Genomic DNA, 22,607 nt, shown 5'->3' with positions numbered 1-22,607 from the left:
GGAAAGAAGACAGGGTCGACGGCTGCTTTTGTGCCAATATGGCACATAGATTGATTCTATTTCGATTAATTCCATCAGGAGGCGATCAAATGCCGATCTCGAGCATGTCCGGCCAAATGGGACAGATGGGCCAAATGGGGCAGATGGGGCAGATGGGAAGCGGTCGGGGCGGCGCCCGGTCAGGGCTGTTGGCCTCCGCGTTAAATATCTGCCGGGACGGAATTATCGGCACCGAGGCATTGCCTGAGCCTCAGGCGGTGACCGTGCCGCAGGATGCGGATGCCGACGCCCCTGCGCGGCTCGATCTCCTGGACGCTGAATGGCGCGGGGCCGCCATTCTCTCGGGCCTGCTCGACGGTCTCGTGGTCCGCGGGACCTCGCGGGACGAGCGCGCCGCGGCGGAGATTCACCAGATTGCGGGCGATGACGTCGCGGACGACGGCACGTTCACGCGAAGATATGCGCCAATCGCGGAGATCATTCGTCCAAGCAATTCCGATTTCTCCACGATGCTCGATTTCCTTGCGGGCTATGCCGAGTTGCGGGCCGAGAGAACGCCGGAAATCCTCGTGCAGATCACCGATCTCGTGTCGTTCTTCGCTGCCCTTGACGATCTGCGGCCGAGCCGATCTCGCTGGATCTTCGACCTAATGGATCTCGGGCTGCGGCTCACCCATGTGGTCGAGGCCCGCGTGAAACACGTTCTGGGCTGCCCGCGTCCCTCGACCTTCTCGCCGCTGGTCCAGCCGATGATCGACACGCCGCCCCACGGCACTCTTCCCAGCGGTCACGCCACCGAGGCCTTCATGTTGGCGTCACTGCTCAGCCACGTGGCGGGGGAGGACCCCATGACGGCTCTCACCGATCACGCGCCACGTTTCCGCCTGGCGGCGCGGATCGCGATCAACCGGACGGTCGCGGGGGTGCATTTCCCGGTCGACAGCGCGGCAGGCGCGGTGCTCGGGCTGGTGCTGGCCGATCACCTTGCGGCGCGCGCCGGGCTCGACGTGCCGGTCACCCCGCGACGCTTCGATGCCGGCGGATGGGCCGACCGCGACTTCCATCTCGGCGAGATGGCGCGCGCACTGGGCGCAGACGGGCTTGTTGCCTCGATGGGCGCGCCCCTCGTGCCGCCCGCAGAGCCCGGCCTCTCCTGGCTCATGGCCAAGGCGCGGGCGGATTGGAGCGCCAGATGGGACTGAGCTGGAGCGGGCCGGAACGGATCGGGGGCGACGAGCCGTCCTACCCCTATTCGCATTGGTGGCGCCACAAAGAGCAGCGCGACCGGCGCGGCGTTGATGCGGGCCTGCAGGCCGGCGTCTTCGACAGTTTTTCGCGGATGGAGAAATTCCGGGCCGACCCAGCGCAGAGCACCGCCGATATCGTCGCGAACTTCCCGTTTGACACCGCCGTGCCGGCGCTGCTCGACAGCGTCGCGCTCAACCGCACGCTCGATCCCGATGCAGTAGCCCCCACGGCCAAACCGCTCCAGATCCAGCTCGCCCCCGGCGATGCCATCATGGCCGTGATCGATGACGGGGCCTTCTTTGCGCATGAGCGGTTTCGCATGGAAGGCGGGCAGACGCGGCTGGGCTGGGTCTGGATGATGGGCGCGCCGGTTGCGGGCGATAGCAAGAGCGAATTGGTCTGCGGGCGGGAATTGCAGGCTTTCGAGATCTTCGAGTTGATCGGCGCGCACCGAACCGGGGCCGGCACCATCGACGAGGACAGTCTCTACCGCGCGGTCGGGCTGATCGACATGGCCGCCGACCAGCCCCAGAGCGCGGCGCAGCGGATGAGCCACGGCATGGCGGTCGCCGATCTGCTGGCCGGACCGCGCGGACCCGATCCGGCGGCGCCCGGCCGCACGCATCTGCTCTGGGTCAGCCTGCCGCCACGGGTCACGCATGACACCTCCGGCACCTTCATCCCGATGTTCGCACTGCTGGCATTTCACGCCCTGTTCAAGCGGATCAAGGCGCTGCTCGCCAAGCACCCCGGGCTTGACGTGCCGGTGGTCTTCAACATGAGCTATGGGCTGACCGCGGGCCCGAAGGACGGCACCGGGCTACTCGGCCGCTACATCGAGGCGAAGCTCGGCGCGCTCACCGAGGGGCGCCGGCCGGCCCGGCTCTTTGTTCCGGTAGGCAACACCCGGCTCAGCCAGTCGCGCGCCCGGATAGCGGCCAACTCCGCCGAGCCGCTCTACTGGCACCTGCCGCCCGACGATCCGACCCCGAGCTTTCTCGAGATCTGGGGGCCGGTGCTGCCGGCGCGGCCAAAGCGACCGGGCCTCGGCATCGCGCTGACGCCGCCCGGCGGGACCGAGCCCCTCGTCGCCCCAGCGCCTGCGAAGTTCGACAGCTTTGCCGATCTCCGGCAGCCCGAGGGCGGCGGCACGGGCGAGGTGGTGATGCGCTGCTACTGGCGCTGGGTCTCCGGCCCCGAGGCGCCGCGCGATGGCCCCACGGACGGGATGCAGCCCGACCCGGTGCCGATGGGCCCCGGTCGCGAATGCCTCGTGCTCGCCGCCGAGCGCACGCGCCCTGATGGGCCAGGCAGAGGCTTCGTGCGGCCAGGCCGGTGGCGGATCCTGCCGCAGGCGAGGACGGACGACCCGCTCGACATCTACGTCCAGCGCGACGACTCCTTGCCGGGCTACCCGCGGCGCGGACGGCAATCCTGGCTCGAGGATCATCACTACCGCCGGCGCGATCCTTCGGGTCGCATCGTCCTTGACGACCCGGACAGTCCCGGACCGGTCCGGCGTGAGGGCAGTTTCAACGCAATTGCCGCAGGTGAGAGCGTCAGCATGGTCGCCGGGTGGCGGGCCGCTGCCGACGGTGCGCGGCTGCCTGCGGCGTTCTCGGCGCCGGGACGGGAGGATGCCGCCGCCCTGGCAGAAGGCACGCCGGCCTGGCCCTGGCTCACCGTGGCGGGCGCGCGCAGCGGCTCGCGGGTGCAGGTGCGCGGCACGAGCTTCGCGGCCCCGCAGGCGGCGCGCGCGGCGCTGCGCGACGCGGCCGAAGCGAGTCCCGACACTGCGTCCAACGTTTAGCAAACGCCCTGCGTGGCACCCTCCTTCTTGCCCGGCAATTCCGCCGGAAGCAGCAAGGAGAGAGACATATGGCACGTTCCGATTTCGCATGGCTCAATTTCGATACCGAGTTCACCCAGCCGAACCAGGAGGCGACGCGGACCTTCGTCATCGATGATGACCCGGTCGACGCCAGCCGCCCCGGCCAGTCGGTGAGCGCCGAGGGATACATCATGATCCAGGCGCAGGACGTGGGTGTCGGCAGCACCGAAGAGGGCGACGCGATCACCCATCGCATCCTTATCAATGGCCGCCATCTGCCGAGCTTCGACATGGTCGACCGGCAAGGATGGAACCTCTGGATGGACCGGATCCCCTCGGGCTTCTTGAGGAAGGGGGAAAACCGCCTGACGGTCCGGCGTCGGGCCGTGGATCGCTTCCGTGTGGCCAACATCATGGTCCAATGGCGCGAGAAGAACGCCGCCGGAGGCATCACCGGCCCCGACCGTATCACCGCCGAGGCCTGAGACGGGTGCGGACCGGGGCAACCCGGTCCGCATCGCCTGCTTACCCCTCGCGGCACTCTCAGCGTGCGGCCAATCGAGATTGAAGGAGCCCGTAGATGAAGCCCCGCCCTCCCGACAGTGCTCTCGTCATCAGCCCTTCCATGACTTCCATGCAGGACGCGGCATGACGCCAGGGGCCAACTTAGAGCGCGGAAGGCGGTCGTTCGCTTCACATACAGGTTGGCTTCACGGTTTAACGAAAGGCATACATCCGGTCCGCCGCGCACGCGGTTCCAGCGCGAGCTTGGCTGTTCACCAAGCGCATCGTAGAATGCCGGACATGGGCTATGTGACTTCGCTCTTCGCGCACAAGGTGGTCGCCGCGGCGGGCGGTGAGGTCGATGCTACGGCGATGCTGGCCAGCGTCGGCATCTCCCCCTCTGCGCCCCGGGACCCCGGGCAGATGATCCCGGCCGAGCGCTACTACGACCTGCTCGAAAGGATCGCCTCGCAGATCGACGTGACCGATCTGCCGGTGCGCACCGGCGCCTCCATGCGACTTGACGAATACGGAGCTCTTGGACTTGCCTTCAAGGCAGCGACGACACTTGGGGCGTCCTATGCGCGTGTTGAGCGCTACGCGCGTCTCTGGACCAGCGTCGTCGAATACGAGCTGCGGCCGGCGACCGGAGGCACGCTTTTCATCTTGCACCGGGCGGGCGAGCTGCGCCTCGGAATGCGGCTGTCGAACGAGGCCACGCTGGCCAGCGCCGTATCCATCGCACGGCAGGTTTGCCCGGTGCCGCTCGCACCGGTCGAGGTGCTGATCCGGCACCCCGCCCCACGCTCGGTCGCCGCACACGAGGAGTGGTTCGGCTGTCCGGTGCGCTTCGGCGCCGAGCTCGATGCGATCCTCTATGCCAACGACGTGCTGGCTCGGCCCAACATCCTCGGTGACGAGGGCATTTCACAATACCTCGCTACACATCTCGACGCGGAATTGTCCGAGATCACCCGGACTCCCGCGCTCGTCACCCAGTCTAAGGCCGCGATCGCCCAGAGGCTCAGCGAGGGGACGCCGAAGATGGCCGAGATCGCGCGCGGCCTGGGGCTCAGCGCGCGATCCTTCCACCGGCGCCTCGCGGAGCAGGGTATGAGCTTCCAGAGCCTCACCGAGGACACCCGCCGCGACCTCGCCGAAGGGCTATTGCGAGACGAAAGACATTCTTTGGCCGAGATCGCGTTTCTCACCGGGTTCTCCGAGCAGAGTGCCTTCACCCGTGCGTTCAAACGCTGGCTCGGCACGACGCCCGCGACCTATCGCAAGCACATGTCCCGCCGCTGACGGGGGCAATGGCGAGGTCGGTCAAAAAGCTGGCAAGGCCGGTCAATACCGCGCCGCCCCCATGCGTCTATCCCTTGGCTTTCGAAGCCGAAGCCAGGGAGAGACCCCATGAACGACCAACCGATCCTCGTCATCGGCGCGACCGGCAAGACCGGCCGCCGCGTCGCCAGCCGCCTCGAAGCGCAGGACCGCCCTGTGCGCCGCGGCTCGCGCAGCTCAGCCACGCCCTTCGACTGGGAGGCGCCGGAGACCTGGGCGCCGGCGCTGCGCGGAGCCCAAGCGGCCTATGTCACCTACTTCCCCGACCTCGCCTTCCCGGGCGCCGTGGAGAAGCTCGAATCCCTCTGCGAAACCGCCGGCGACGTGGGAGTGGATCACCTTGTGCTCCTTTCAGGCCGGGGCGAACACCATGCACGGCTGGGCGAAGAGGTGGTGCGAAGGTCTGGTGTCGACTTCACGATCATCCGGGCCGCATGGTTCGCGCAGAACTTTTCCGAAGGCTACCTGCGCGATCCGGTGTTGGCCGGCGTCCTTCCGATGCCCGGCGGCGATGTTGCGGAGCCCATCATCGACATCGACGACATTGCCGATGTCGCCGTCGCGGCGCTGACCGAAGAAGGGCACAGAGGTGAACTCTACGAGGTGACAGGCCCGCGGCTGATGTCCTTCACAAACATGGCGACTGAACTGTCGCAGGCCACCGGGCGCGAAATCCGGCATATCCCGATCAACTTCGAGGAATTCCACGCGAACATCGCCCAGGCTGGCGGCACCTTCGTCGCCGACGTCTTCACTGCCATCGCGCGTGAAACGCTGGACGGACGCAATTCCGACACCACGGATGGCGTGACGCGGGCGCTCGGCCGCGCCCCCCGCGACTTCGCGGATTTCGCCCGGAATGCGGCCAGAACCGGCGCATGGACAAGCGCCGCCTGAGACACCCCCACGAGAGGATCATGACATGAAATCCACCACCTTGGAGAAGATCGCGCTCGGCGTTTCCGGACTGACCGCGCTGGCCATTGGCACGTTCATCCTGCTCGCGCCGCGCGCCTTCTACGCCAGCTACGGCATTAGTCTGGGCCGGGACGTCAACCTGCTGAGCGAACTGCGCGCGCCCGGCGCCGGTCTCGCGGGGGTGGGCCTGCTGATGCTGCTGGGCATTCAACGGCAGGCATTCCTGCCCGCTTCCATGGCTGTGGCCCTGACGGTCTTCATCGCATTCCCGGTTGGCCGACTGGCCGGGCTTGCGGTGGATGGGGTGCCGTCCGGCAGCGTCATCGGCGCACTCGTCGCCGAACTGGTGATCGCCGCGCTCTGCCTCGTGGCATTCCGGCGGCGCCTCTCGCAGCCGACGTCCGCGCTCCGAGAGACCTCGCAAGCGCGCTGAGCCAGCGGCGGCGGGACGAGGCGCGCCGTCCGGCCGCGGCCCCTGTACAAGGAGCCAAGATGTACCTGTCTTTCTTCACCCTCGCCCATCTCGCAGTCCTGACCCGTGCTCTGGTCGGTGGCGTCTTTCTCGCCTTCTCGGATTTCATCATGCGGGCCTATTCCGTATCCAACGGTCAGGAGAGGACCAAAAGCCCAACAGAGCGAACGAAAAAAGCGCGAACACGAGCGGGAGCAGGTCAGAACCGATGAGGACGGCGAGAGATCCGCGGCAGACGCCAGATCGCCCACGGCATTTCAGTGCGTAACGCCGCGAAATATCGATCGATCTGGTAAGTGGTGCCCGGGGGCGGAATCGAACCACCGACACGAGGATTTTCAATCCACTGCTCTACCCCTGAGCTACCCGGGCACTGGGTGAAGGGCGCTGCCCCTCGGGTGGAGGCGAGATAGCCGAGGCGGATGGTGGTGTCCAGAGGCCAAAGACGAAAAAATCACCTCGCCATGCAAAAACCTGAAGCCGCTTCTCTCCGCCCCAAGAGCGCGCTACATCTGCCGCCATGACGCGCGCCTTCTCTTCCCTTACCGACATGCTCAACCACGGCTTCGACACCGTCATCGACGTGCGCAGCCCGGACGAATTCGCCGAGGACCACGTGCCCGGCGCCATCAGCCTGCCCGTGCTGGACAATGAAGAGCGCGCCCGTGTCGGCACGATCTACAAGCAGGAGAGCCCGTTCCTCGCCCGCAAGCTCGGAGCGGCGCTGGTGTTCCGGAATGCCGCCGCCCATATCGAGGGCCCGCTGGCGCATCACGAGGGCGGCTGGCGGCCGCTGGTTTATTGCTGGCGCGGCGGGCAGCGCTCGGGCTCCTTCGGCTGGATGCTGCAGCAGATCGGCTGGCGTGCCGAGGTGGTGCAGGGCGGCTACAAGACCTATCGCCGGCTCGTGACCAAGGCGCTCTACGAGGATCCGCTGCCGCACCGCTTCGTGCAGCTCGGCGGCTATACCGGCACCGCCAAGACCGCGCTTCTGCCGAGGCTGGCGGCGCGCGGGGTGCAGGTGATCGATCTCGAGGGGCTGGCGCGGCATCGCGGCTCGCTGCTGGGCGACATGCCGGGCGGGCAACCGAGCCAGAAATGGTTCGAGACCTGCCTCGCGCAGGCGCTCTCGCAGCTCGACCCGGAGCGCCCGGTTCTGGTCGAGGCGGAGAGCAGCAAGGTCGGGCAGATCCTGCTGCCGCCGTCGCTCTGGGAGGGCATGAAACAGGCGCCCTGGATCGAGGTCGCGGCGCCGCTAGAGGCCCGGGCGGTCTATCTCGATGCGGCCTATGACGACATCCTGTCGGATGCGGAGCGTCTCAAGGGCCAGCTTGCGCCGCTGCGCTACCATCGCGGCCACGCGCTGATCGACGCCTGGGAGGGGATGATCGATGCCGGTGAGCGGATCGCGCTCTGCCGGTCGCTGGCCGAGGATCACTACGATCCGGCCTACGAGAAATCGATGTCGGCGATGACGCCGCGGGTCCTGCAGCGCTTCGAGACGCCGACGCTCGACGAGCCGGGGCTCGACGCGCTGGCCGACCGCATCGCCGGGGCAGTTCAGACGATGGAGATCTGACCGGGCCAGTCGCCGTCGATGCGTCCGATCACCGCCGCCTCGTAACCTTTCGCACGCAACTCGGCGACGCGGGCGGCGCCGTCGGGGATTGCCGCGAGCAGGCCGCCTGCGGTCTGCGGATCGAAGAGTAGCTCAGCGTGAGGGCCCTCTAGCGTCAGGCCGGGGACGGCGGAACGGTTCTTGGGGTGGAGCGTCGAGCGGATGCCTTCGGCCGAGAGCGCGAGGGCGCCGGGCAGGAGCGGGATGGCTTCAAGGTCTAGCGCCGCGCTCACGCCGGAGGACATGCAGATGCCGTGCAGGTGACCGGCGAGGCCGAAGCCGGTGACATCGGTCATGGCGTGGGCGCCTTGCAGGATCAGGGCCGCGTCCGCTTGCGGCCGGGTCATGCTGGCCAGCGCCGCCGCCACCCAGTCGCCGCGCGCCTTGCCCTGCATCTCGGCCGCCATCAGCACGCCGGAGCCCAAGGGCTTGGTCAGGACGAGATTGTCGCCGACCTGCGCGCCGCCCAGCGTGATGGGGGCGCGCTCGCAGAGGCCGGTGAGGGTCAGGCCGATGGTCATCTCGTCGCCCATCGAGGAATGGCCCCCGACGATCTCGGCACCGCTGGCGCGCAGGATCTCGGAGGCGGCAGTGAGGATCTCGGTGAGGGTGCGCTGCGCCATCGCTTCCGACATGCGCGGCAGGGTGAGGCTGGCGGTGGCGGCCTGCGGCGCGGCGCCCATGGCCCAGATATCGCCGAGCGCATGCACGGTGGCGATGCGGGCCATGATCACCGGGTCCTCGACGAAGGCGCGCAGGTGGTCTGTGGTCATCACTTGTCGGGTGCCGCCGGTCAACAGCAGCGCGGCGTCGTCGCCGGGCAGGGCAGTGACATCGGTGCGGGCGGGCGCGGGCAGGTGGGCGAGCGCGGCGGAGAGCGCATCGCGCCCGACCTTGGCGCCGCAGCCGCCGCACATCGGCTTGTCTCCGAGCGCCTCCCGGCTTCCGGCGGCGCGCGGGCTCGGCAGCGGCGGCGGCGTCATTTGCGGCAGCTCGCGGAATCGGTCCATGAACTTCTGGTCGATATGGTCCTTCCAGCGCCACATCGCGGGGCCGGACAGGGCGAGGCCGAAGCGGTCGGCGAGGGCGGATTTCTCGCCCAGCGAGATCAGCTTGAGATAGTCGCGCTGCGGGCGGTAGGGGCGGGGCGTGCCCTCGCCGGAGAGGCGTTTGCGCAGGTTGTCGAAGAGGATCGGGGCCTGCCGCACGGCGTAGACGCCGGCCTTCGGGCGCGGGGTTTCGGCCATGTGGGCGCAGTCGCCGGTGGCGAAGATGTCGGAGTCGGAGCTTTGCAGCGTCGGTGCGACGGTGACGAAGCCATTGTGAAGCGCGAGGCCGGTCGTCTCAAGCCAGCCATGCGGGCGGGCGCCTGCGGCACCGGTGATGAAATCAGCGGCGATCTCGCGCCCGTCGGAGAGGCGCAGCCCCTCGGGCGTGACCTCTTCGATGCGGCTGTGCTCGTGCAGGGTGACGCCTTGCGCGGTGAGCGCGTCGCGCAGCCTGGTCGCGGCCTGCGAGCGCAGGGCGGAGAGCGCGGTAGCACTGTCGACCAGGTGCACGTCGGCCGCGCGGCCGCGCGTTCTCAGCGCGAAGGCCATCGCGGCGGCGAGCTCGGCCCCGGCGACGCCGCCGCCGATCACCGCGACCGAGGCTGGTCCGTCTGCGTCGCGGTAGCGTTGCCAAGCCTCGGCGAAGGGGCCGAGGGGCTTGGCGGGAATGGCATGGTCGGAAAAGCCAGTCAGGTCGGGCATGGCGGAGGTGATGCCAATGTCGATTGAGGCCACGTCGAAGCCTACGTGCGGGCGGCCCTCGACGTGGATTTCCCGCGCGGCGAGGTCGATGCCGGAGGCGGCGCCTAGGATGACGCGCGCGCCGGCGAAGCGGGCGAGCTTCACCAGGTCGATATCGAGCGCGTCGCGGTCGTAATGCCCGGCGACGAAGCCCGGCAGCATCCCGGAATAGGGCGCGGTGGGGCCGGGATTGATCACCGTGAGCCGCGCCCCGGGCAGCGGATCCATGCCCCACATGCGCAGCACCAGCGCGTGGCTGTGGCCGCCGCCGATCAGCACGAGGTCGCGGGTGAGGGGCAGGGACGGGGTCTTCATCGGGCGGGCTCCGGGATTGGTCGAGGTGGGATGTAGCACGTTGTGCTGGGCGCGCCCATGCGCCACGTGGTGCAGCCGGGGAGGGGGGAGGGGCGCTGCCCCTCTGCCGCCCGAGGGGCGGCATTCACCCCGGGATATTTTCGGCCAGAAGAAGACAGGGGCGCGGGTGGCTTGCGGTGGGCGCGGGGTTTGTTAACACTCGAACGAGTTTTCTCTTGAAGGACCGAGCATGATGGCGCTGGATCAGACCGGCTTCCCGATCATCCGCACCGCTGGCATCGACGGCATGCTGGTGAGCTTTGGCGACCGGCTGGAGGAGGCGGCCAACCGCGCCGCCATTGCCTTTCGTGCCGAGGTCGCGCGTGCGGGCTGGGACGGGGTGTCGGAGAGCTCCTCGTCGCTGGTCTCGTGCTACCTGCGCTTCGATCCTCTGGCGCTGTCGCATGACGAACTCGAGGCGCGGCTGCGGGCGCTGATCGCTGCGCGCGACTGGTTGCAGGCCGAGCTACCCGGCGGGCGACGGCTGCATCGCATCCCCACGGTCTATGGCGGCGCGCTGGCGCCGCAGCTGGGGGAGGCGGCGTCGGAGGCGGGGCTCTCGGAAGCAGCGGCGGTCAAGATGCTCTCGGAGGCGCGGGTGCGGGTGACGGCGCTTGGGTTTGCGCCGGGGCAGCCCTATCTCGGGCTGCTGCCGGAGGTCTGGAACATTCCGCGCCAGTCGGCGCTGACGCCGAAGGTGCCGAAGGGCGCGCTGGTGCTGGCGATCCGGCAGCTGGTGCTGTTCGGCGTGACCGCGCCCACCGGCTGGCGCCATGTCGGGCAGACCGCGGCGGAGCTGTTCCGGCTTGGCGATGAGCGGCCGTTCCTGCTGGCGCCGGGGGACGAGGTGATGTTTCCGGCGGTGAGCGAGGCGGAGTTCGAGGATCTGCGCAGCTCGCCCGGCGGTGGCGCGCGCTGGGAGGCGCTGGCATGAGCCGGGCGCTGATCGTGCACCGCGCGGGCCCGGCGCTGAGCCTGCAGGATGAGGGCCGTCCGGGCTGGATCACCTACGGGCTGTCGCGCGGCGGGGCGATGGACCGGCTGGCGCTGGCCGAGGGGGCGGCGCTGCTGGGCCAGCCGGTGGGGGCGGCGCTGGAGATGGGCGGCCTCGGCGGACGCTTCGAGGCCGCCGAGGACATGCGCATCGCGTTGACCGGGGCGCCGATGCGGGCCACGCTCGACGGTGCGCCGCTGCTCTGGCACGCATCGCATCTGCTGCCCGCCGGCGCGGTGTTGGAGATCGGGCCGGTGACCAGTGGCGCCTATGGCTATCTCAGCGTTGGCGGCGGCTTCGCCGAGCCGGAGGTCCTAGGCGCTCAATCGGCGCATCTGACCGCCGGGCTCGGCGGGCCGGTCGAGGCCGGGGCGCGGCTTGCCGTGGGGCTGGACCGGGGCGGCGAGACCGGGCGCAAGCTCTCGGTCGAGGAGCGTTTCAACGGCGGCACGCTGCGGGTGGTGGCGAGCCTGCAGACGGCGATGTTCTCGGAAGCGCAGCGGGCGCGCTTCGGCGAGGAGGGTTTCACCCGCGACAACCGCGCCAACCGCATGGGCGTGAAGGTGAACCCCGATGGCGAGGGCTACGGCGTCGAGGGCGGGCTCTCGGTGGTGTCGGAGGTGATCTCGCCCGGCGACATCCAGATGACCGGCGACGGCGCGCCCTTCGTGCTGATGGCCGAGAGCCAGACCACCGGGGGCTACCCACGGCTGGCCACGGTGATCCCCGCCGACCTGCCGCGCGTGGCTCAGGCGCCGGCGGGGGCGCGGCTGCGGTTTCGCTGGATCTCGCTCGAGGAGGCGCTGGCGGTCGAGGCGGGCTACCGCCGCCACATGGCCGAGCTGCGCCGCCGGGTAGAGCCGGTGGTGCGGCACCCGGGCGACGTGCCCGATCTTCTGTCGCACAAGCTGGTGAGCGGGTTCTCTAGCGGCGATCATCACGACCATTGAGAAAGGCTTTCACATGACATCGGTGGATCTCAACGCGGATATGGGCGAGAGCTTCGGGCCCTGGGTGATGGGGCAGGACGCGGCGCTGCTCGAGGTCATCACCTCGGCCAACATCGCCTGCGGCTTCCATGCCGGCGACCCGGACGTGATGGCGCAGACCATGGCAACCGCGGTGGCGCGCGGCACCGGCATCGGGGCGCATCCGGGGTTTCCCGACCTGCAGGGCTTCGGGCGGCGCAAGATGGTGCTCTCGCATGACAGCCTGCGCAACCTCGTGGCCTACCAGTTCGGCGCGGCGCGGGCGATGGCCCACGCCGCCGGCGGCGAGGTGCGGCATCTCAAGCTGCACGGGGCGCTGGCCAATATGTGCGCCGCCGACGAGGCGATGGCGCGGGCGGCCTACGAGGGGGCGCTCTCGGTCGATCCCGAGATCATCGTGATGGTGCTGGCGGCCACGGCGCAGCAGCGCGCCGTCGTGGCGCTGGGCTGTCGCTGGGCTGGCGAGATCTTCGCCGACCGCGCCTATAACGATGACGCGACGCTGGTCGACCGGTCGCTGCCGGGGGCGGTGATCCACGACGCGGAGCTTGCAGCAAGCCGGATGGTGGCGATGGTGCAGGCCGGCGCGATTATCACCGAGAGCGGCAAGCATATCCCGGCGGCGGTCGACACGATCTGCCTGCATGGCGACGGTAAGACCGCGCTCGAGATCGCGCGGCATGTGCGGTCTTCGCTCGAGGCGGCGGGCGTCACGCTCGAGGTCTTTGCGGGGCGGCGCGGCGCGGTCTAGGCCCAGTCGAAGCAAGCGGGCGCAGGGCGCGGTGACGGGAAGGGGCGCTGCCCCCTCTTGGCCCGTTGGGCCAATTCACCCCCGAGGTATTTGGAAACCGGAGAAGGCAAGGGCGCGGCGCTTCTGTCTTCTCTTCGTCAAAAATACTCCCGCCGGAGGCGTCTGCCCGTGACGCGGGCGCCGTGGCCGGGCTTGCGGGGGCGGGGGCTGCTGGGCTATAGCGCTGGGCGAAGTTTCAACACCACGTTTACAAGGCAAGGGGCATCCATGGCCGGCCATTCCAAATGGGCAAACATCCAGCACCGCAAGGGCCGTCAGGACGCGGTGCGCGCTAAGCTGTTCTCGAAATTCTCCAAGGAGATCACCGTCGCCGCCAAGATGGGCGACCCCGATCCCGACAAGAACCCGCGCCTGCGTCTGGCGATCAAGGAAGCCAAGTCGCAGTCCATGCCCAAGGACAACATCGAGCGCGCCATCAAGAAGGCGAGCGGCGGCGAGGGCGACGATTACGAGGAAATCCGCTACGAGGGCTACGGCCCGAATGGCGTCGCGGTGATCGTCGAGGCGATGACCGACAACCGCAACCGCACCGCCTCGAACGTGCGCTCCACCTTCACCAAGAACGGCGGCAACCTAGGCGAGACCGGCTCGGTGGCCTTCATGTTCGAGCGCAAGGGCGAGATCGTCTACCCCGCCGACGCGGGCGATGCCGACACGGTGATGATGGCTGCGATCGAGGCCGGCGCCGAAGATGTCGAGAGCTCGGAGGAGGGGCACGTGATCTACTGCGCCGACACCGATCTCAACGAGGTCGCGACCGGGCTCGAGGCCGAGCTGGGCGAGTCGGAGAGCACCAAGCTGATCTGGAAGCCCACGACCACCACCGAGCTCGATCTCGACTCGATGCAGTCGCTGATGAAGCTGGTGGACGCGCTCGAGGATGACGACGACGTGCAGCGCGTCACCACCAATTTCGAAGCCTCCGACGAGGTCATGGCGCAGCTCTGAGCCGCGCTTGCCCGAGATGAGAAAGGCCCGGGAGGTTCTGCCTCCCGGGCCTTCGCTGTTTTAGCGCTCGGGCTGGCTCAGTTCATCGCCAGCTGGCTGTGCAGGGCCTCGCCGGTGATGGTCACGGCGCCGGCCTCGCGGGCGAAGCTCCAGGTGGCGCCGCTCTGGCCGGGCAGGCCGAAGACCACGCGATCGCCGTCGGTCAGGCGCATGCGCAGCGGCTGAGGGGCGGCGGTGCCGTTGGTGTAGAATGCTACCAGCTCGGCGGCGTCGCCGTCTTCGACCCAGTAGGCCGAGAGGTCGGTGCCGGCGGCGTGCACGGTGCCGCCCGCGAGCGGGGTCGCGAGGGTCAGGGTGTCGGCAAGCGTGGCTACGGGGGCGGCGGCGATCAGCGCCGCGAGGGTCAGGGCTTTCATGTGCGATCCTTCGGATGTCTTCGGTCAGGAGAGAGGCCGCAGGGTATGCGGCAGGAATTCTGCACTGCAGCATTTCATGCATGGACGATGCCGGAAATACTCAATCCGGAATGTCGGATATGCAGTGAAATCAAGGCCTTGCTGTATGCCATCGTCGACCGTCGGGTGCCGCGGCCGACAAGGCACTGAGGTCTAAAGGATAATTCCGTATCGCGGTGAGACCAGCAGGCCGCGATGCGAAACCCGGTTGCATCGCGGCGCGCGGCGGGGTCACAGTCGGCGCAAAGACGCAAAGAGGTGACGTTCATGGCTGAGACCGCCTATCTCGACGGGCCCAACGCCCGGCTGGCCTATGCCCACACGCCTGGAGAGGGGCCGACCGTGGTCTTCCTGTCGGGTTACAAATCGGACATGGAAGGCACCAAGGCGGTGCATCTCGAGGCTTGGGCCGCCGCCCGCGGCCGCGCCTTCCTACGGCTCGATTATTCCGGCCACGGGCAGTCTGGCGGGGTCTTCGAGAAGGGCTGCATCGGCGACTGGGCGCAGGACGCGCAGGCGGTGATCGAGGCGGTGACGGAGGGGCCGCTGGTGCTGGTGGGCTCATCGATGGGTGGCTGGATCGGCTGCCTGCTCGCCAAGCGGCTGGCGGCGCGGCTCGAGGGCTTCGTCGGCATCGCCGCAGCGCCGGATTTCACCGAGGACGGCTTCTGGGCCAGCTTCTCCGAGGAGGAGCGGACCAAGGTGATGACTGAAGGGGTGACCTATCTGCCCTCGGCCTATGGCGATCCCTACGCGGTGACGAAGCGGTTGATCGAGGACGGGCGCGAGAACCTCGTGCTGCGCGCGCCGCTACCGATGGCGGTGCCGGTGCGGCTGATGCAGGGCACCGAGGACGAGGCGGTGACGCGCGAGACCGCGCTGCGGCTGCTCGATCACATCGACGGCGAGGATGTCCAGCTGAGCTTCGTGAAGGGCGCCGATCACCGGTTTTCAGAGCCGGAGAACCTCGCGATGATCGAGGCGGCGATCGTCGCGGTCGGCGGGTGAGGCAGCTCATCTATGTCTCGCACGCGGAGGTCGAGATCGACCCCGATGTGCCGGTGCCGGACTGGCATCTGTCGCGCAAAGGCTTGGCGCGGCATGCGAATTTCGCCGAGCGCTGCGCCGGGGTGACCTCGATCTATTGCAGCAACGAGCGCAAGGCGCGCGAGGGTGCCGAGCTGATGGCGGGGCTGCTCGAGCTTGATGTGCAGGTGATCGAGGCGCTGCATGAGAACGATCGCTCGGCCACGGGCTACCTGCCGTCGGAGGCGTTCGAGCGCATGGCCGATGCGTTCTTCGCGCGCCCAGAGGAAAGTGTCGAAGGCTGGGAGCGCGCGGTGGATGCGCAGGCGCGCGTGGTGAAGGCGCTGCGGCGGCTGGTGGCGCAGGATGACCGGCCGGGCAATATCGCGGTGATCGGTCATGGCGGCGTGGGGGCGCTCCTGCGGGCGCATCTGCTGGGCGCGCCGATCGCGCGGAGCCATGACCAGCCGGCGGGCGGCGGCAATGTGTTGCGGGTGGCGCTGCCGGATTGGCGTCTGCTCGAGGGTTGGGTGCCGATGGAGCGGTTCAGCCGCGACCGCGAGGCTTAGGAGGATACTGCATGCAACAACGGATCAGTCTTATCACGCTGGGGGTGCGCGACATGGCGCGCGAGGCGGCGTTTTACGATGCGCTGGGATGGCAGCGCGCAAACGGACCCGAGGGGGTCATCGCCTATGATCTGCTGGGTCAGACGCTTGGGCTGTTCGGGCTCGAGGATCTCGCCAAGGATATCGGCGTGCCGGTGGAGACGTTGGGCCACGGGGCGCTGACGCTGGCGCATAACCTGAACAGCCGCGAGGAGGTCGACGCGCTGCTGGCCCGCGCCGAGTCGGCCGGGGCGAAAATCCTGAAGCCGGGGCAGGAGGTGTTCTGGGGCGGGTATCACGGCTATTTCGCCGATCCCGAGGGCCATGTCTGGGAGATCGCGCACAACCCGTTCTCGCCCTTGCGTACCGAGGATGGGGCGTTCCGCTGGGAAGGGTATGGCGAGGGGTGAGGCGGCTCGTCTAGCCTCGGAATCCACTAAAGCTGATCCCCTCAATCGGGCATTGATCTGCCGAAAGTCTTCTCCTGAATTACAAACTGTCGATTAGGTCGCTCAGAGGTAGCCGCCACGCCAGCGGCTGTAAGAAACCGCGCGAGCTTCATCGAAAGCCTCGCAGGAAAGGCTCCGCCGCCTTTTTCATGCCAGTAGCGAATATTGTAGAACACATCAGCGCAGGTCGCGAGGTCCTCGCTTAAATCGTCGCCGTCGAGCTCTTGGTACCTCTCGGTCAACCACGCTTGCCGCTCTGTAGGAAGATTGGCAAACAGTTCGCTGAGGTTGTGTGATTGCTCTTTCGCACCCCAAGCCCTTTAGGACCAGCTCAGATGCGAATGCAAAGACCATCGTTGAGGGCTCTGCCTCCTTTATTGATCGATCGCTTTTGGCTCCGAGTGAGAAGTACCCCACGGCGCGATCAATCAAAAACGGATCGACCTGAGTGTGCATCGCTGTCTTCCCGCAACGTTTTGGCGCTGATAGAAAATGTGTCGGAGAACCGCGTAGGAAGCTAGAGTTGGCTCTTGTCAATGCGACTGACGAGCGGACCGGGAGGACTATGATGCGCGGTGCTCCGCCCGCGCGGCGGTTTCCCGCTTTTCCTCGCCGGCCTCCGTGCTAGGATTCGTTGGCACACCAAGAAAACAAGAGGCAGGGCATGTTGGTCTCCGGCGCGGGACGGATCCGGATTTTCGGGGGCGGGAATGGCTGAGCCCCTCGTGCTGCTGCCCGAACTGATGTGCGACGCGCGGCTCTTCGGGCCGCAGATCGCCGATCTCTCCCGAGACATGGCCGTCATGGTGGCCCCGATCAACGGCGGCGAGCGCGTCGAGGAGCTGGCTTCCGGGCTGCTCGACCTGTTGCCGCGTCGCTTCGCGCTGGCCGGGCTCGGCCTTGGGGGTGTCGTCGCGATGGAGCTTCAGCGGCGCGCCCCGGACCGGGTGGCGCGGCTGATGCTGATCAACACCACGCCTCTGCCCGAGACTCCGCAGCAGGCGGTCGAGCGCGACGCGCTGATCATCAAGGCCCGCGCCGGGCGCCTCGAGGAGGCGATGCAGGCGCTTTTCCCTGCCGACTGTTTCTCCCCCGGCCCCTACAAGCGGGAAATCCAGGCCATGCTGATGGACATGGCGCAAACCCTCGGCCCCGAGACCTTCGTACGCCAGCTCCGCGTGTTGCAGCGCCGGCGCGACCAGCAGGGCACCATGCGTAAGCTGCGGGTGCCGGTGACGGTGCTCTGCGGCGCGCATGACACGCTGCACCCGGAGAAACGCCAGAGCTTCCTCGCCGAGCTGATTCCAAACGCCACGCTCGAGGTGGTCGAGGAGGCCGGGCACCTGCTGCCGCTCGAGGCGCCCGACCGGCTCAGCGATGCGATCCGGGCTTGGATGGCGGCGCCGATGCTGCTGCGCTGAGCCCGCGATCGCCGATTGACGGCCCGTGCCGCCGCGCCTATGTCGGGCGCGCGTGGAGGGCCGGGCGGCCGCCGCCTTCGGGGTGACCCGTCGGGGGAGGAAAGTCCGGACTCACCGAAGCACCGGTGCCGGGTAACGCCCGGGCAGGGCAACCTGACGGAGAGCGCCACAGAGAACAGACCGCCGTCCCTCGGGGCGGTAAGGGTGAAACGGTGGAGTAAGAGACCACCGGGGGACGGGCAACCGGACCCGCATGGCAAGCCCCACCGGGAGCAATGCCAAATAGGGACTTCGCGCGGGCATGATCCTTCGGGATATCACCGCAGGGCTGCTTCGGCCCGAGAGGTCCGGGTTGGCAGCTTGAGCGCGCGGGCAACCGCGGGCCTAGAGGAATGGTCGCCGAGGGGCGGGGAGACCCGCCCTGAACAGAATCCGGCTTACAGGCCCTCCACGCAGAATTTTCCGGGTCTTTCCCGGTTGACTCGGACGCCCGCTTGGGTAAAAGGCGGGCTTCAAGGATTTCCACGGGGCGCGGGCCAAGGTGCGCGCTTGCCCGTCGCAGGAGAAGAACCATGGCGAAGCCGACCACAATCAAGATCCGCCTGAACTCGACCGCGGGCACCGGCCACTTCTACGTGACCAAGAAAAACGCCCGCACCATGACCGAGAAGATGACCGTGCGTAAGTACGATCCGGTCGTGCGCAAGCATGTCGAATACAAAGAAGGCAAGATCAAGTAAGCCTTACCTCGTAAGGGACAGTGATCCGGGCCGCGCGGGATAACACCCGCGCGGTCTTTCTCTATCCGGGGCATGGCAGGCGCGGGGGCTTTGATGCGCACAGAGGCGTTCAGCGGCGTGCTGGTCGAATCCGGGCCCGATGGCGCGCCGGCGCTGTTTTCCGGTCCCCTTGAAATCATTCGCGCAGAGAGCGCCGACGCGGCGTTGGCCGCGCTCAAGCGGCTCGAGGAGGCACGGCGCGCGGGTCACTGGATCGCGGGCGTCGCCTCCTACGAGCTGGGCCACGCGCTGGAGCCCAAGCTGGCCGGGCTCGCGGAGCAGGGCGAGGGACCGCTCCTGAGCTTTGGCATCTTCGAGGCCCCGTGCGATGCCGCGCCGCTGCTGGCGCAGGCCGAGGCCGAGAGCGCCGATGTCATGCTGACCGAGGTAACGCCGCTCTGGGACCGTGCCGCCTATGCGGAGCGATTCCACGAGATCAAGGCGATGATCGCGCGGGGCGATCTCTATCAGGTCAACCTCACCATGCCGATGGCGCTGCGCTACCAAGGCTCGCCGCTCGGGCTCTGGGGGGCGATGCGGCGACTGCAGCCGGTCGGTCACGGCGCCTATGTGGCGCTTGGCGACACCCGGATCCTGTCGCGCTCGCCGGAGCGGTTCTTCCGGCTCGAAGAGGGCGGGCGCATCATGGTGGCGCCGATGAAGGGCACAGCCCCGCGCGAGGCCGACCCCGCCCGCGACGCCGCCCTGCGCGAGGCGCTGGCGAAAGACATCAAGAATCGCGCCGAAAACATCATGATCGTCGATCTGATGCGCAACGACCTGTCGCGGATCTCGCGCGTTGGCTCGGTGAAGGTGCCGGCGCTGCTCGAGGTCGAGACCTACGCCACGGTGCACCAGATGGTGAGCCGGGTCGAGGCGCAGCTCGAGGGCGACCCCTCGCTGCCGGAGCTGATGCGGGCGCTGTTTCCCTGCGGCTCGATCACCGGCGCTCCGAAGATCGCCGCGATGCAGGCGATCCACCGGCTCGAGCGCTGGCAGCGGGGCGCCTATTGCGGCGCGATCGGCTGGGCCGGCCCGGATGGCCGTGCCGATTTCAACGTCGCGATCCGCAGCCTGACGGTGACCGGCACGGGACGCGCGCAGATGGGCGTCGGAGGTGGTATCGTGCATGACAGCGTGTGCGATGACGAGTACGAGGAAGCGCTTTGGAAATCCCGCTTCGTGACCGGTCTGATCCCGGGTTGAGAGTGATCGAGACGATGCTGTGGCTGCCCGGCTCCGGGGTGACCCGCGGCGGCATGCACATGGCGCGCGCCGATCGAACCTGCGCGGCGCTCGGCTTCGCCTTCGACCGTGCGCGCGCCTGGCAGTGCCTCGACGCGGTCTCCGCTCCCGGGCCGTTGCGGCTGCGCATGACGATCGACCGCATGGGCGAGATCGATCTCACCCACCAGCCCTTCGATCTCGGCTCGACCCCGGAGAACGCCGTGGTGACGATCTCGCCGCACCGTCTCGATCCCGAGGATCCGTTCCTGCGGATCAAGACCACCCGCCGACAGCTCTATGACGAGACGCTGCGGCAGAAGCCGCGCGCCGTCACCGAGATTCTGTTCTTCAACCGGCATGACGAGCTTTGCGAGGGCGCCTTTACCAACGTCTTCCTGAGCCGGGGCGGGCGCATCCTGACGCCGCACGCGGAGTGTGGCCTGCTGCCGGGCGTGCTGCGCGAGAGCCTGCTTTTGAGCGGCGAGGCGCAGGAGGCGGTGCTGGGGATGGAGGATCTCGAGCGGGCCGAGCGGATCTGGATCGGCAATTCCCTGCGCGGACTGATCCCGGTGACACTCGCGACAGGCGCGCATTGAACCGCAGGGCTCGCGGGCCGTCGCTGCAACGAAAAAGGCCCCGGGCGATTGCCCGGGGCCTTGTCGTCTTGCGTGATCCTGCGATTACTCGCGGTTGCCAAGCAGTTGCAGCAGGAACATGAACATGTTGATGAAGTCGAGATAGAGCTGCAGGGCGCCCATGATGGCGGCCTTGCCGAGCCACTCGCTGTCGCTATGCGCCGCGTGCTGCAGGTAGGTGTTCTTGATGTTCTGCGTGTCGTAGGCGGTCAGGCCGGCGAAGATCAGCACACCCAGGATCGAGATCGCGAAGTAGATCGCGGGCGATGCCAGGAAAATGTTGATGATCGAGGCGACCAGGATGCCGATCACGCCCATGATCAGGAACGAGCCCCAGCCGGAGATGTCCTTCTTGGTGGTGTAGCCCCAGAGCGACAGGCCCGCGAAGGCGATCGAGGTCACCAGGAAGACCTGCGCGATCGAGAAGCCGGTGAAGGCCACGAAGATCCAGCTCAGCGACAGGCCCATCACCGCCGCGAAGGCGTAGAAGAACAGCTGTGCGCCGGCGGCGGAGATCCGGTTGAGCGCCGCGCCGAAGGCGAAGGCCATGATCAGCGGGGCAAACATCACGATCCAACCGAGGATGTTCGGCTGCAGCGTTGCGGGGTCACGGAAGATGGCCAGCAGCTCCGGGCTGGTGCCAACGGCCCAGGCGACGGCAAAGGTCAGCAGCATCCCGATGGACATGGTCCCGTAGACCTTGTTCATGTGGGCGCGCAGACCCTCGTCAATCTGGGCCGCGCTCGCGCTTCCGGTGGCGGTCCGGATTGTTCTGTATTCAGCCATTCATGCCTCCAAGCTGTGTCTCAGGTATCGAGATGGAATTATTGTCTCCGATATTGGCAGAGCGGGGCGGCATTTCAAGATGGAAGGCGCCGGAAAACCGGCGCTTTCGATGCGTCTTTGGCACTGTCGAGGCGGCTCAACCGCGCCAATGGGCCGGGGCGTCCCATGGCTTGCGGCTGGCCTCGTGCAGCGCATCGGTGCGGCTGATCCCCATGTCGCGCAGCGCAGCGTCATCGAGCGTGGCGAGGCGGCGGCGCTGGCGCCACACTGCCTGAAGGTCGAGAAGGCGGCGCAGGAGCGGGCGGCGGCGCCGGGAGGGCGGGCAGGCGGCGCGGGGCAGGGCGGTGTCACGGGGCATGATAGCCTCCTTCACGAAAAGTGATGAAAGATTAAGTATTCATATCGTCATGTGATTGGTATGCTGATGGGCGACCCATCTGTAAAACGAATATCCCTGATCCCTTCCATCACGAAATCCGATTCATGCGCAATCTCGACATCACCACCCTTCGTTCCTTCGTCACCGTTGCGGAGGCGGGGGGCGTGACCCGCGCCGCGGGCTTTCTCAACCTCACGCAATCGGCGGTCTCGATGCAGCTCAAGCGGCTGGAGGAGACGCTCGGCCTCGCGCTGCTCGACCGTTCGGGGCGCGGCGTCAGCCTGACGCCCGCCGGCGAGCAACTGCTGAAATACGCCCGCCGCATGGTCGAGCTGAACGACGAGATCTATGCCAGGCTCACCATGACCGACTGGGAGGGCGAGCTGGTGCTGGGCGTCCCGCATGACATCGTCTACCCGGTGATCCCGCGCGTGATGAAGAAGATGCAGCGCGATTTCCCGCGCGTGCGCCTGCAGCTCGTCAGCTCCTACACCGCCGCGCTCAAGGAGCAGTTCGCCCGCGGCGAGGTCGATGTCATCCTCACCACCGAGGCCGAGCCGGGTGACGGCGCCGAGGCGCTGCTCGAGGTGCCGCTGCGCTGGTATGGCGCGCCGGCCGGCACGGCGTGGAAGACGCGGCCCCTGCGCATCGCCTTCTCGCGCCGCTGCGGCTTCCGCCCGGTGGCGATCGCGCTGATGGAGCGCGAGGGGTTCGACTGGGAGCTGGCGGTGGATTCCGAGAGCGACCGCACCATCGAGGTTTCGGTCTCGGCCGATCTCGCGGTGACGCCGGTCCTCGAGGGCCATGCGCCGGCGCATTTCGAGCTGATCCCGCCCGGAGAGCTGCCGGAGCTCGGCCAGCAGAAGATCTGCCTCTACGCCTCGGTGGCGCGGCCGCAGATCGTCGAGCCGCTGCTAGATGCCCTGCGCGCCGAGTTCGGAACGCTGCGCGGTCGGCGTGAACTTGCCGCTGAATAGCGCGCCGCGCGTTGTTCTTGACAAATGTGGTGATTCGGATTGTT

The 22,607-nt window shown here is 67.8% G+C and carries 23 protein-coding genes, 1 tRNA gene and 1 other RNA gene; 20 read left to right on the top strand and 5 right to left on the bottom strand.

The features are described 5' to 3' along the window. Nucleotides 1-38: 38 nt before the first annotated feature. The 6 genes from KUV62_RS13405 (at nucleotide 39) to KUV62_RS13380 (ending at nucleotide 6,278) form a co-directional block, all read left to right on the top strand. On the top strand, nucleotides 39-1,202 hold the full coding sequence (locus tag KUV62_RS13405; RefSeq protein WP_222604211.1) for a phosphatase PAP2 family protein: 1,164 nt from the start codon (nucleotides 39-41) through the stop codon (nucleotides 1,200-1,202). Then, entirely contained in the window at nucleotides 1,193-3,058 is a 1,866-nt protein-coding gene (locus tag KUV62_RS13400; protein ID WP_222604210.1) for a hypothetical protein, read from the top strand. The genes KUV62_RS13405 and KUV62_RS13400 overlap by 10 nt, the downstream gene beginning before the upstream one ends. Before the next feature lie 68 nt (nucleotides 3,059-3,126). Next, complete coding sequence (locus KUV62_RS13395) at nucleotides 3,127-3,564, top strand: hypothetical protein (RefSeq protein WP_222604209.1); 438 nt, start codon at nucleotides 3,127-3,129, stop codon at nucleotides 3,562-3,564. Nucleotides 3,565-3,883: 319 nt separating this feature from the next. Then, nucleotides 3,884-4,888 (top strand): AraC family transcriptional regulator, encoded by a 1,005-nt coding sequence (locus tag KUV62_RS13390; protein ID WP_222604208.1) that lies wholly within the window; start codon nucleotides 3,884-3,886, stop codon nucleotides 4,886-4,888. 108 nt (nucleotides 4,889-4,996) lie between these two features. Continuing rightward, on the top strand, nucleotides 4,997-5,824 hold the full coding sequence (locus KUV62_RS13385; RefSeq protein WP_222604207.1) for an NAD(P)H-binding protein: 828 nt from the start codon (nucleotides 4,997-4,999) through the stop codon (nucleotides 5,822-5,824). A 25-nt stretch (nucleotides 5,825-5,849) separates the two neighbouring features. Continuing rightward, nucleotides 5,850-6,278: a DUF4345 domain-containing protein gene (locus KUV62_RS13380; RefSeq protein ID WP_222604206.1), complete on the top strand. Its 429-nt coding sequence runs from the start codon at nucleotides 5,850-5,852 to the stop codon at nucleotides 6,276-6,278. Between the two features lie 336 nt (nucleotides 6,279-6,614). Here KUV62_RS13380 and KUV62_RS13375 read toward each other — a convergent pair. Beyond that, nucleotides 6,615-6,689, bottom strand: a tRNA-Phe gene (locus KUV62_RS13375). A 148-nt stretch (nucleotides 6,690-6,837) separates the two neighbouring features. Between KUV62_RS13375 and mnmH the strand changes: the two genes are divergently transcribed. Next, on the top strand, nucleotides 6,838-7,896 hold the full coding sequence (gene mnmH / locus KUV62_RS13370; protein WP_222604205.1) for a tRNA 2-selenouridine(34) synthase MnmH: 1,059 nt from the start codon (nucleotides 6,838-6,840) through the stop codon (nucleotides 7,894-7,896). Here the strand turns inward: mnmH and selD are convergent. Further along, nucleotides 7,878-10,040: a selenide, water dikinase SelD gene (gene selD / locus KUV62_RS13365; RefSeq protein WP_222604204.1), complete on the bottom strand. Its 2,163-nt coding sequence runs from the start codon at nucleotides 10,038-10,040 to the stop codon at nucleotides 7,878-7,880. The two genes, mnmH and selD, sit on opposite strands and share 19 nt — an antisense overlap. Nucleotides 10,041-10,272: 232 nt before the next feature. Here selD and KUV62_RS13360 point away from each other — a divergent pair, with 232 nt between their 5' ends. The 4 genes from KUV62_RS13360 (at nucleotide 10,273) to KUV62_RS13345 (ending at nucleotide 13,821) form a co-directional block, all read left to right on the top strand. Then, a complete protein-coding gene (locus tag KUV62_RS13360; protein ID WP_222604334.1) occupies nucleotides 10,273-11,013 on the top strand; it encodes a 5-oxoprolinase subunit B family protein in 741 nt (246 codons plus the stop codon). Next, on the top strand, nucleotides 11,010-12,023 hold the full coding sequence (locus KUV62_RS13355; protein ID WP_222604203.1) for a biotin-dependent carboxyltransferase family protein: 1,014 nt from the start codon (nucleotides 11,010-11,012) through the stop codon (nucleotides 12,021-12,023). Before KUV62_RS13360 ends, KUV62_RS13355 begins: the two co-directional genes overlap by 4 nt. A 13-nt stretch (nucleotides 12,024-12,036) precedes the next feature. Beyond that, complete coding sequence (locus KUV62_RS13350) at nucleotides 12,037-12,813, top strand: LamB/YcsF family protein (protein WP_222604202.1); 777 nt, start codon at nucleotides 12,037-12,039, stop codon at nucleotides 12,811-12,813. A 267-nt stretch (nucleotides 12,814-13,080) separates the two neighbouring features. After that, entirely contained in the window at nucleotides 13,081-13,821 is a 741-nt protein-coding gene (locus KUV62_RS13345; RefSeq protein ID WP_222604201.1) for a YebC/PmpR family DNA-binding transcriptional regulator, read from the top strand. A gap of 77 nt (nucleotides 13,822-13,898) precedes the next feature. Here KUV62_RS13345 and KUV62_RS13340 read toward each other — a convergent pair whose 3' ends face one another. Then, nucleotides 13,899-14,237 (bottom strand): hypothetical protein, encoded by a 339-nt coding sequence (locus KUV62_RS13340; RefSeq protein WP_222604200.1) that lies wholly within the window; start codon nucleotides 14,235-14,237, stop codon nucleotides 13,899-13,901. Nucleotides 14,238-14,543: 306 nt separating this feature from the next. On the opposite strand from KUV62_RS13340, the gene KUV62_RS13335 reads away from it, so the two are divergent. The 8 genes from KUV62_RS13335 (at nucleotide 14,544) to KUV62_RS13300 (ending at nucleotide 20,382) form a co-directional block, all read left to right on the top strand. Next, on the top strand, nucleotides 14,544-15,284 hold the full coding sequence (locus KUV62_RS13335) for an alpha/beta fold hydrolase (protein WP_222604199.1): 741 nt from the start codon (nucleotides 14,544-14,546) through the stop codon (nucleotides 15,282-15,284). After that, nucleotides 15,281-15,871: a histidine phosphatase family protein gene (locus KUV62_RS13330; RefSeq protein WP_222604198.1), complete on the top strand. Its 591-nt coding sequence runs from the start codon at nucleotides 15,281-15,283 to the stop codon at nucleotides 15,869-15,871. Before KUV62_RS13335 ends, KUV62_RS13330 begins: the two co-directional genes overlap by 4 nt. Nucleotides 15,872-15,882: 11 nt before the next feature. Then, nucleotides 15,883-16,320: a VOC family protein gene (locus KUV62_RS13325; protein ID WP_222604197.1), complete on the top strand. Its 438-nt coding sequence runs from the start codon at nucleotides 15,883-15,885 to the stop codon at nucleotides 16,318-16,320. 749 nt (nucleotides 16,321-17,069) lie between these two features. After that, nucleotides 17,070-17,780, top strand: coding sequence for an alpha/beta fold hydrolase (locus KUV62_RS13320; RefSeq protein WP_222604196.1), 711 nt, complete (start codon nucleotides 17,070-17,072; stop codon nucleotides 17,778-17,780). Between the two features lie 52 nt (nucleotides 17,781-17,832). After that, nucleotides 17,833-18,236: RNase P RNA component class A (gene rnpB / locus KUV62_RS13315), an RNA gene on the top strand. A gap of 116 nt (nucleotides 18,237-18,352) precedes the next feature. Then, nucleotides 18,353-18,520 carry a 50S ribosomal protein L33 gene (gene rpmG / locus KUV62_RS13310; RefSeq protein WP_007799108.1) on the top strand — a complete coding sequence of 56 codons (168 nt, stop codon included), beginning with the start codon at nucleotides 18,353-18,355 and terminating at the stop codon, nucleotides 18,518-18,520. Between the two features lie 93 nt (nucleotides 18,521-18,613). After that, the gene (locus KUV62_RS13305; protein WP_222604195.1) at nucleotides 18,614-19,765 is read left to right on the top strand and encodes an aminodeoxychorismate synthase component I; all 1,152 of its coding nucleotides are present in this window, start codon (nucleotides 18,614-18,616) and stop codon (nucleotides 19,763-19,765) included. 14 nt (nucleotides 19,766-19,779) lie between these two features. After that, entirely contained in the window at nucleotides 19,780-20,382 is a 603-nt protein-coding gene (locus KUV62_RS13300) for an aminotransferase class IV (RefSeq protein WP_222604194.1), read from the top strand. A gap of 84 nt (nucleotides 20,383-20,466) precedes the next feature. Here KUV62_RS13300 and KUV62_RS13295 read toward each other — a convergent pair whose 3' ends face one another. Both KUV62_RS13295 and KUV62_RS13290 read right to left on the bottom strand, forming a co-directional pair. After that, nucleotides 20,467-21,207, bottom strand: coding sequence for a Bax inhibitor-1 family protein (locus KUV62_RS13295; RefSeq protein WP_222604193.1), 741 nt, complete (start codon nucleotides 21,205-21,207; stop codon nucleotides 20,467-20,469). A gap of 136 nt (nucleotides 21,208-21,343) precedes the next feature. Beyond that, nucleotides 21,344-21,565, bottom strand: a complete 222-nt coding sequence (locus tag KUV62_RS13290; protein WP_222604192.1) for a DUF1127 domain-containing protein — start codon at nucleotides 21,563-21,565, stop codon at nucleotides 21,344-21,346. A gap of 125 nt (nucleotides 21,566-21,690) precedes the next feature. Between KUV62_RS13290 and KUV62_RS13285 the strand changes: the two genes are divergently transcribed. Continuing rightward, complete coding sequence (locus KUV62_RS13285; protein WP_222604191.1) at nucleotides 21,691-22,563, top strand: LysR family transcriptional regulator; 873 nt, start codon at nucleotides 21,691-21,693, stop codon at nucleotides 22,561-22,563. Nucleotides 22,564-22,607 lie beyond the last annotated feature (44 nt).

The sequence above is a fragment of the Salipiger bermudensis genome, assembly GCF_019801965.1.
In the GTDB taxonomy this organism is placed as follows: Bacteria; Pseudomonadota; Alphaproteobacteria; order Rhodobacterales; family Rhodobacteraceae; genus Salipiger; species Salipiger bermudensis_A.
The sequence above is the reverse complement of the archived record's forward strand: the minus strand, read 5'-3'. Positions and strand labels throughout refer to the sequence as shown.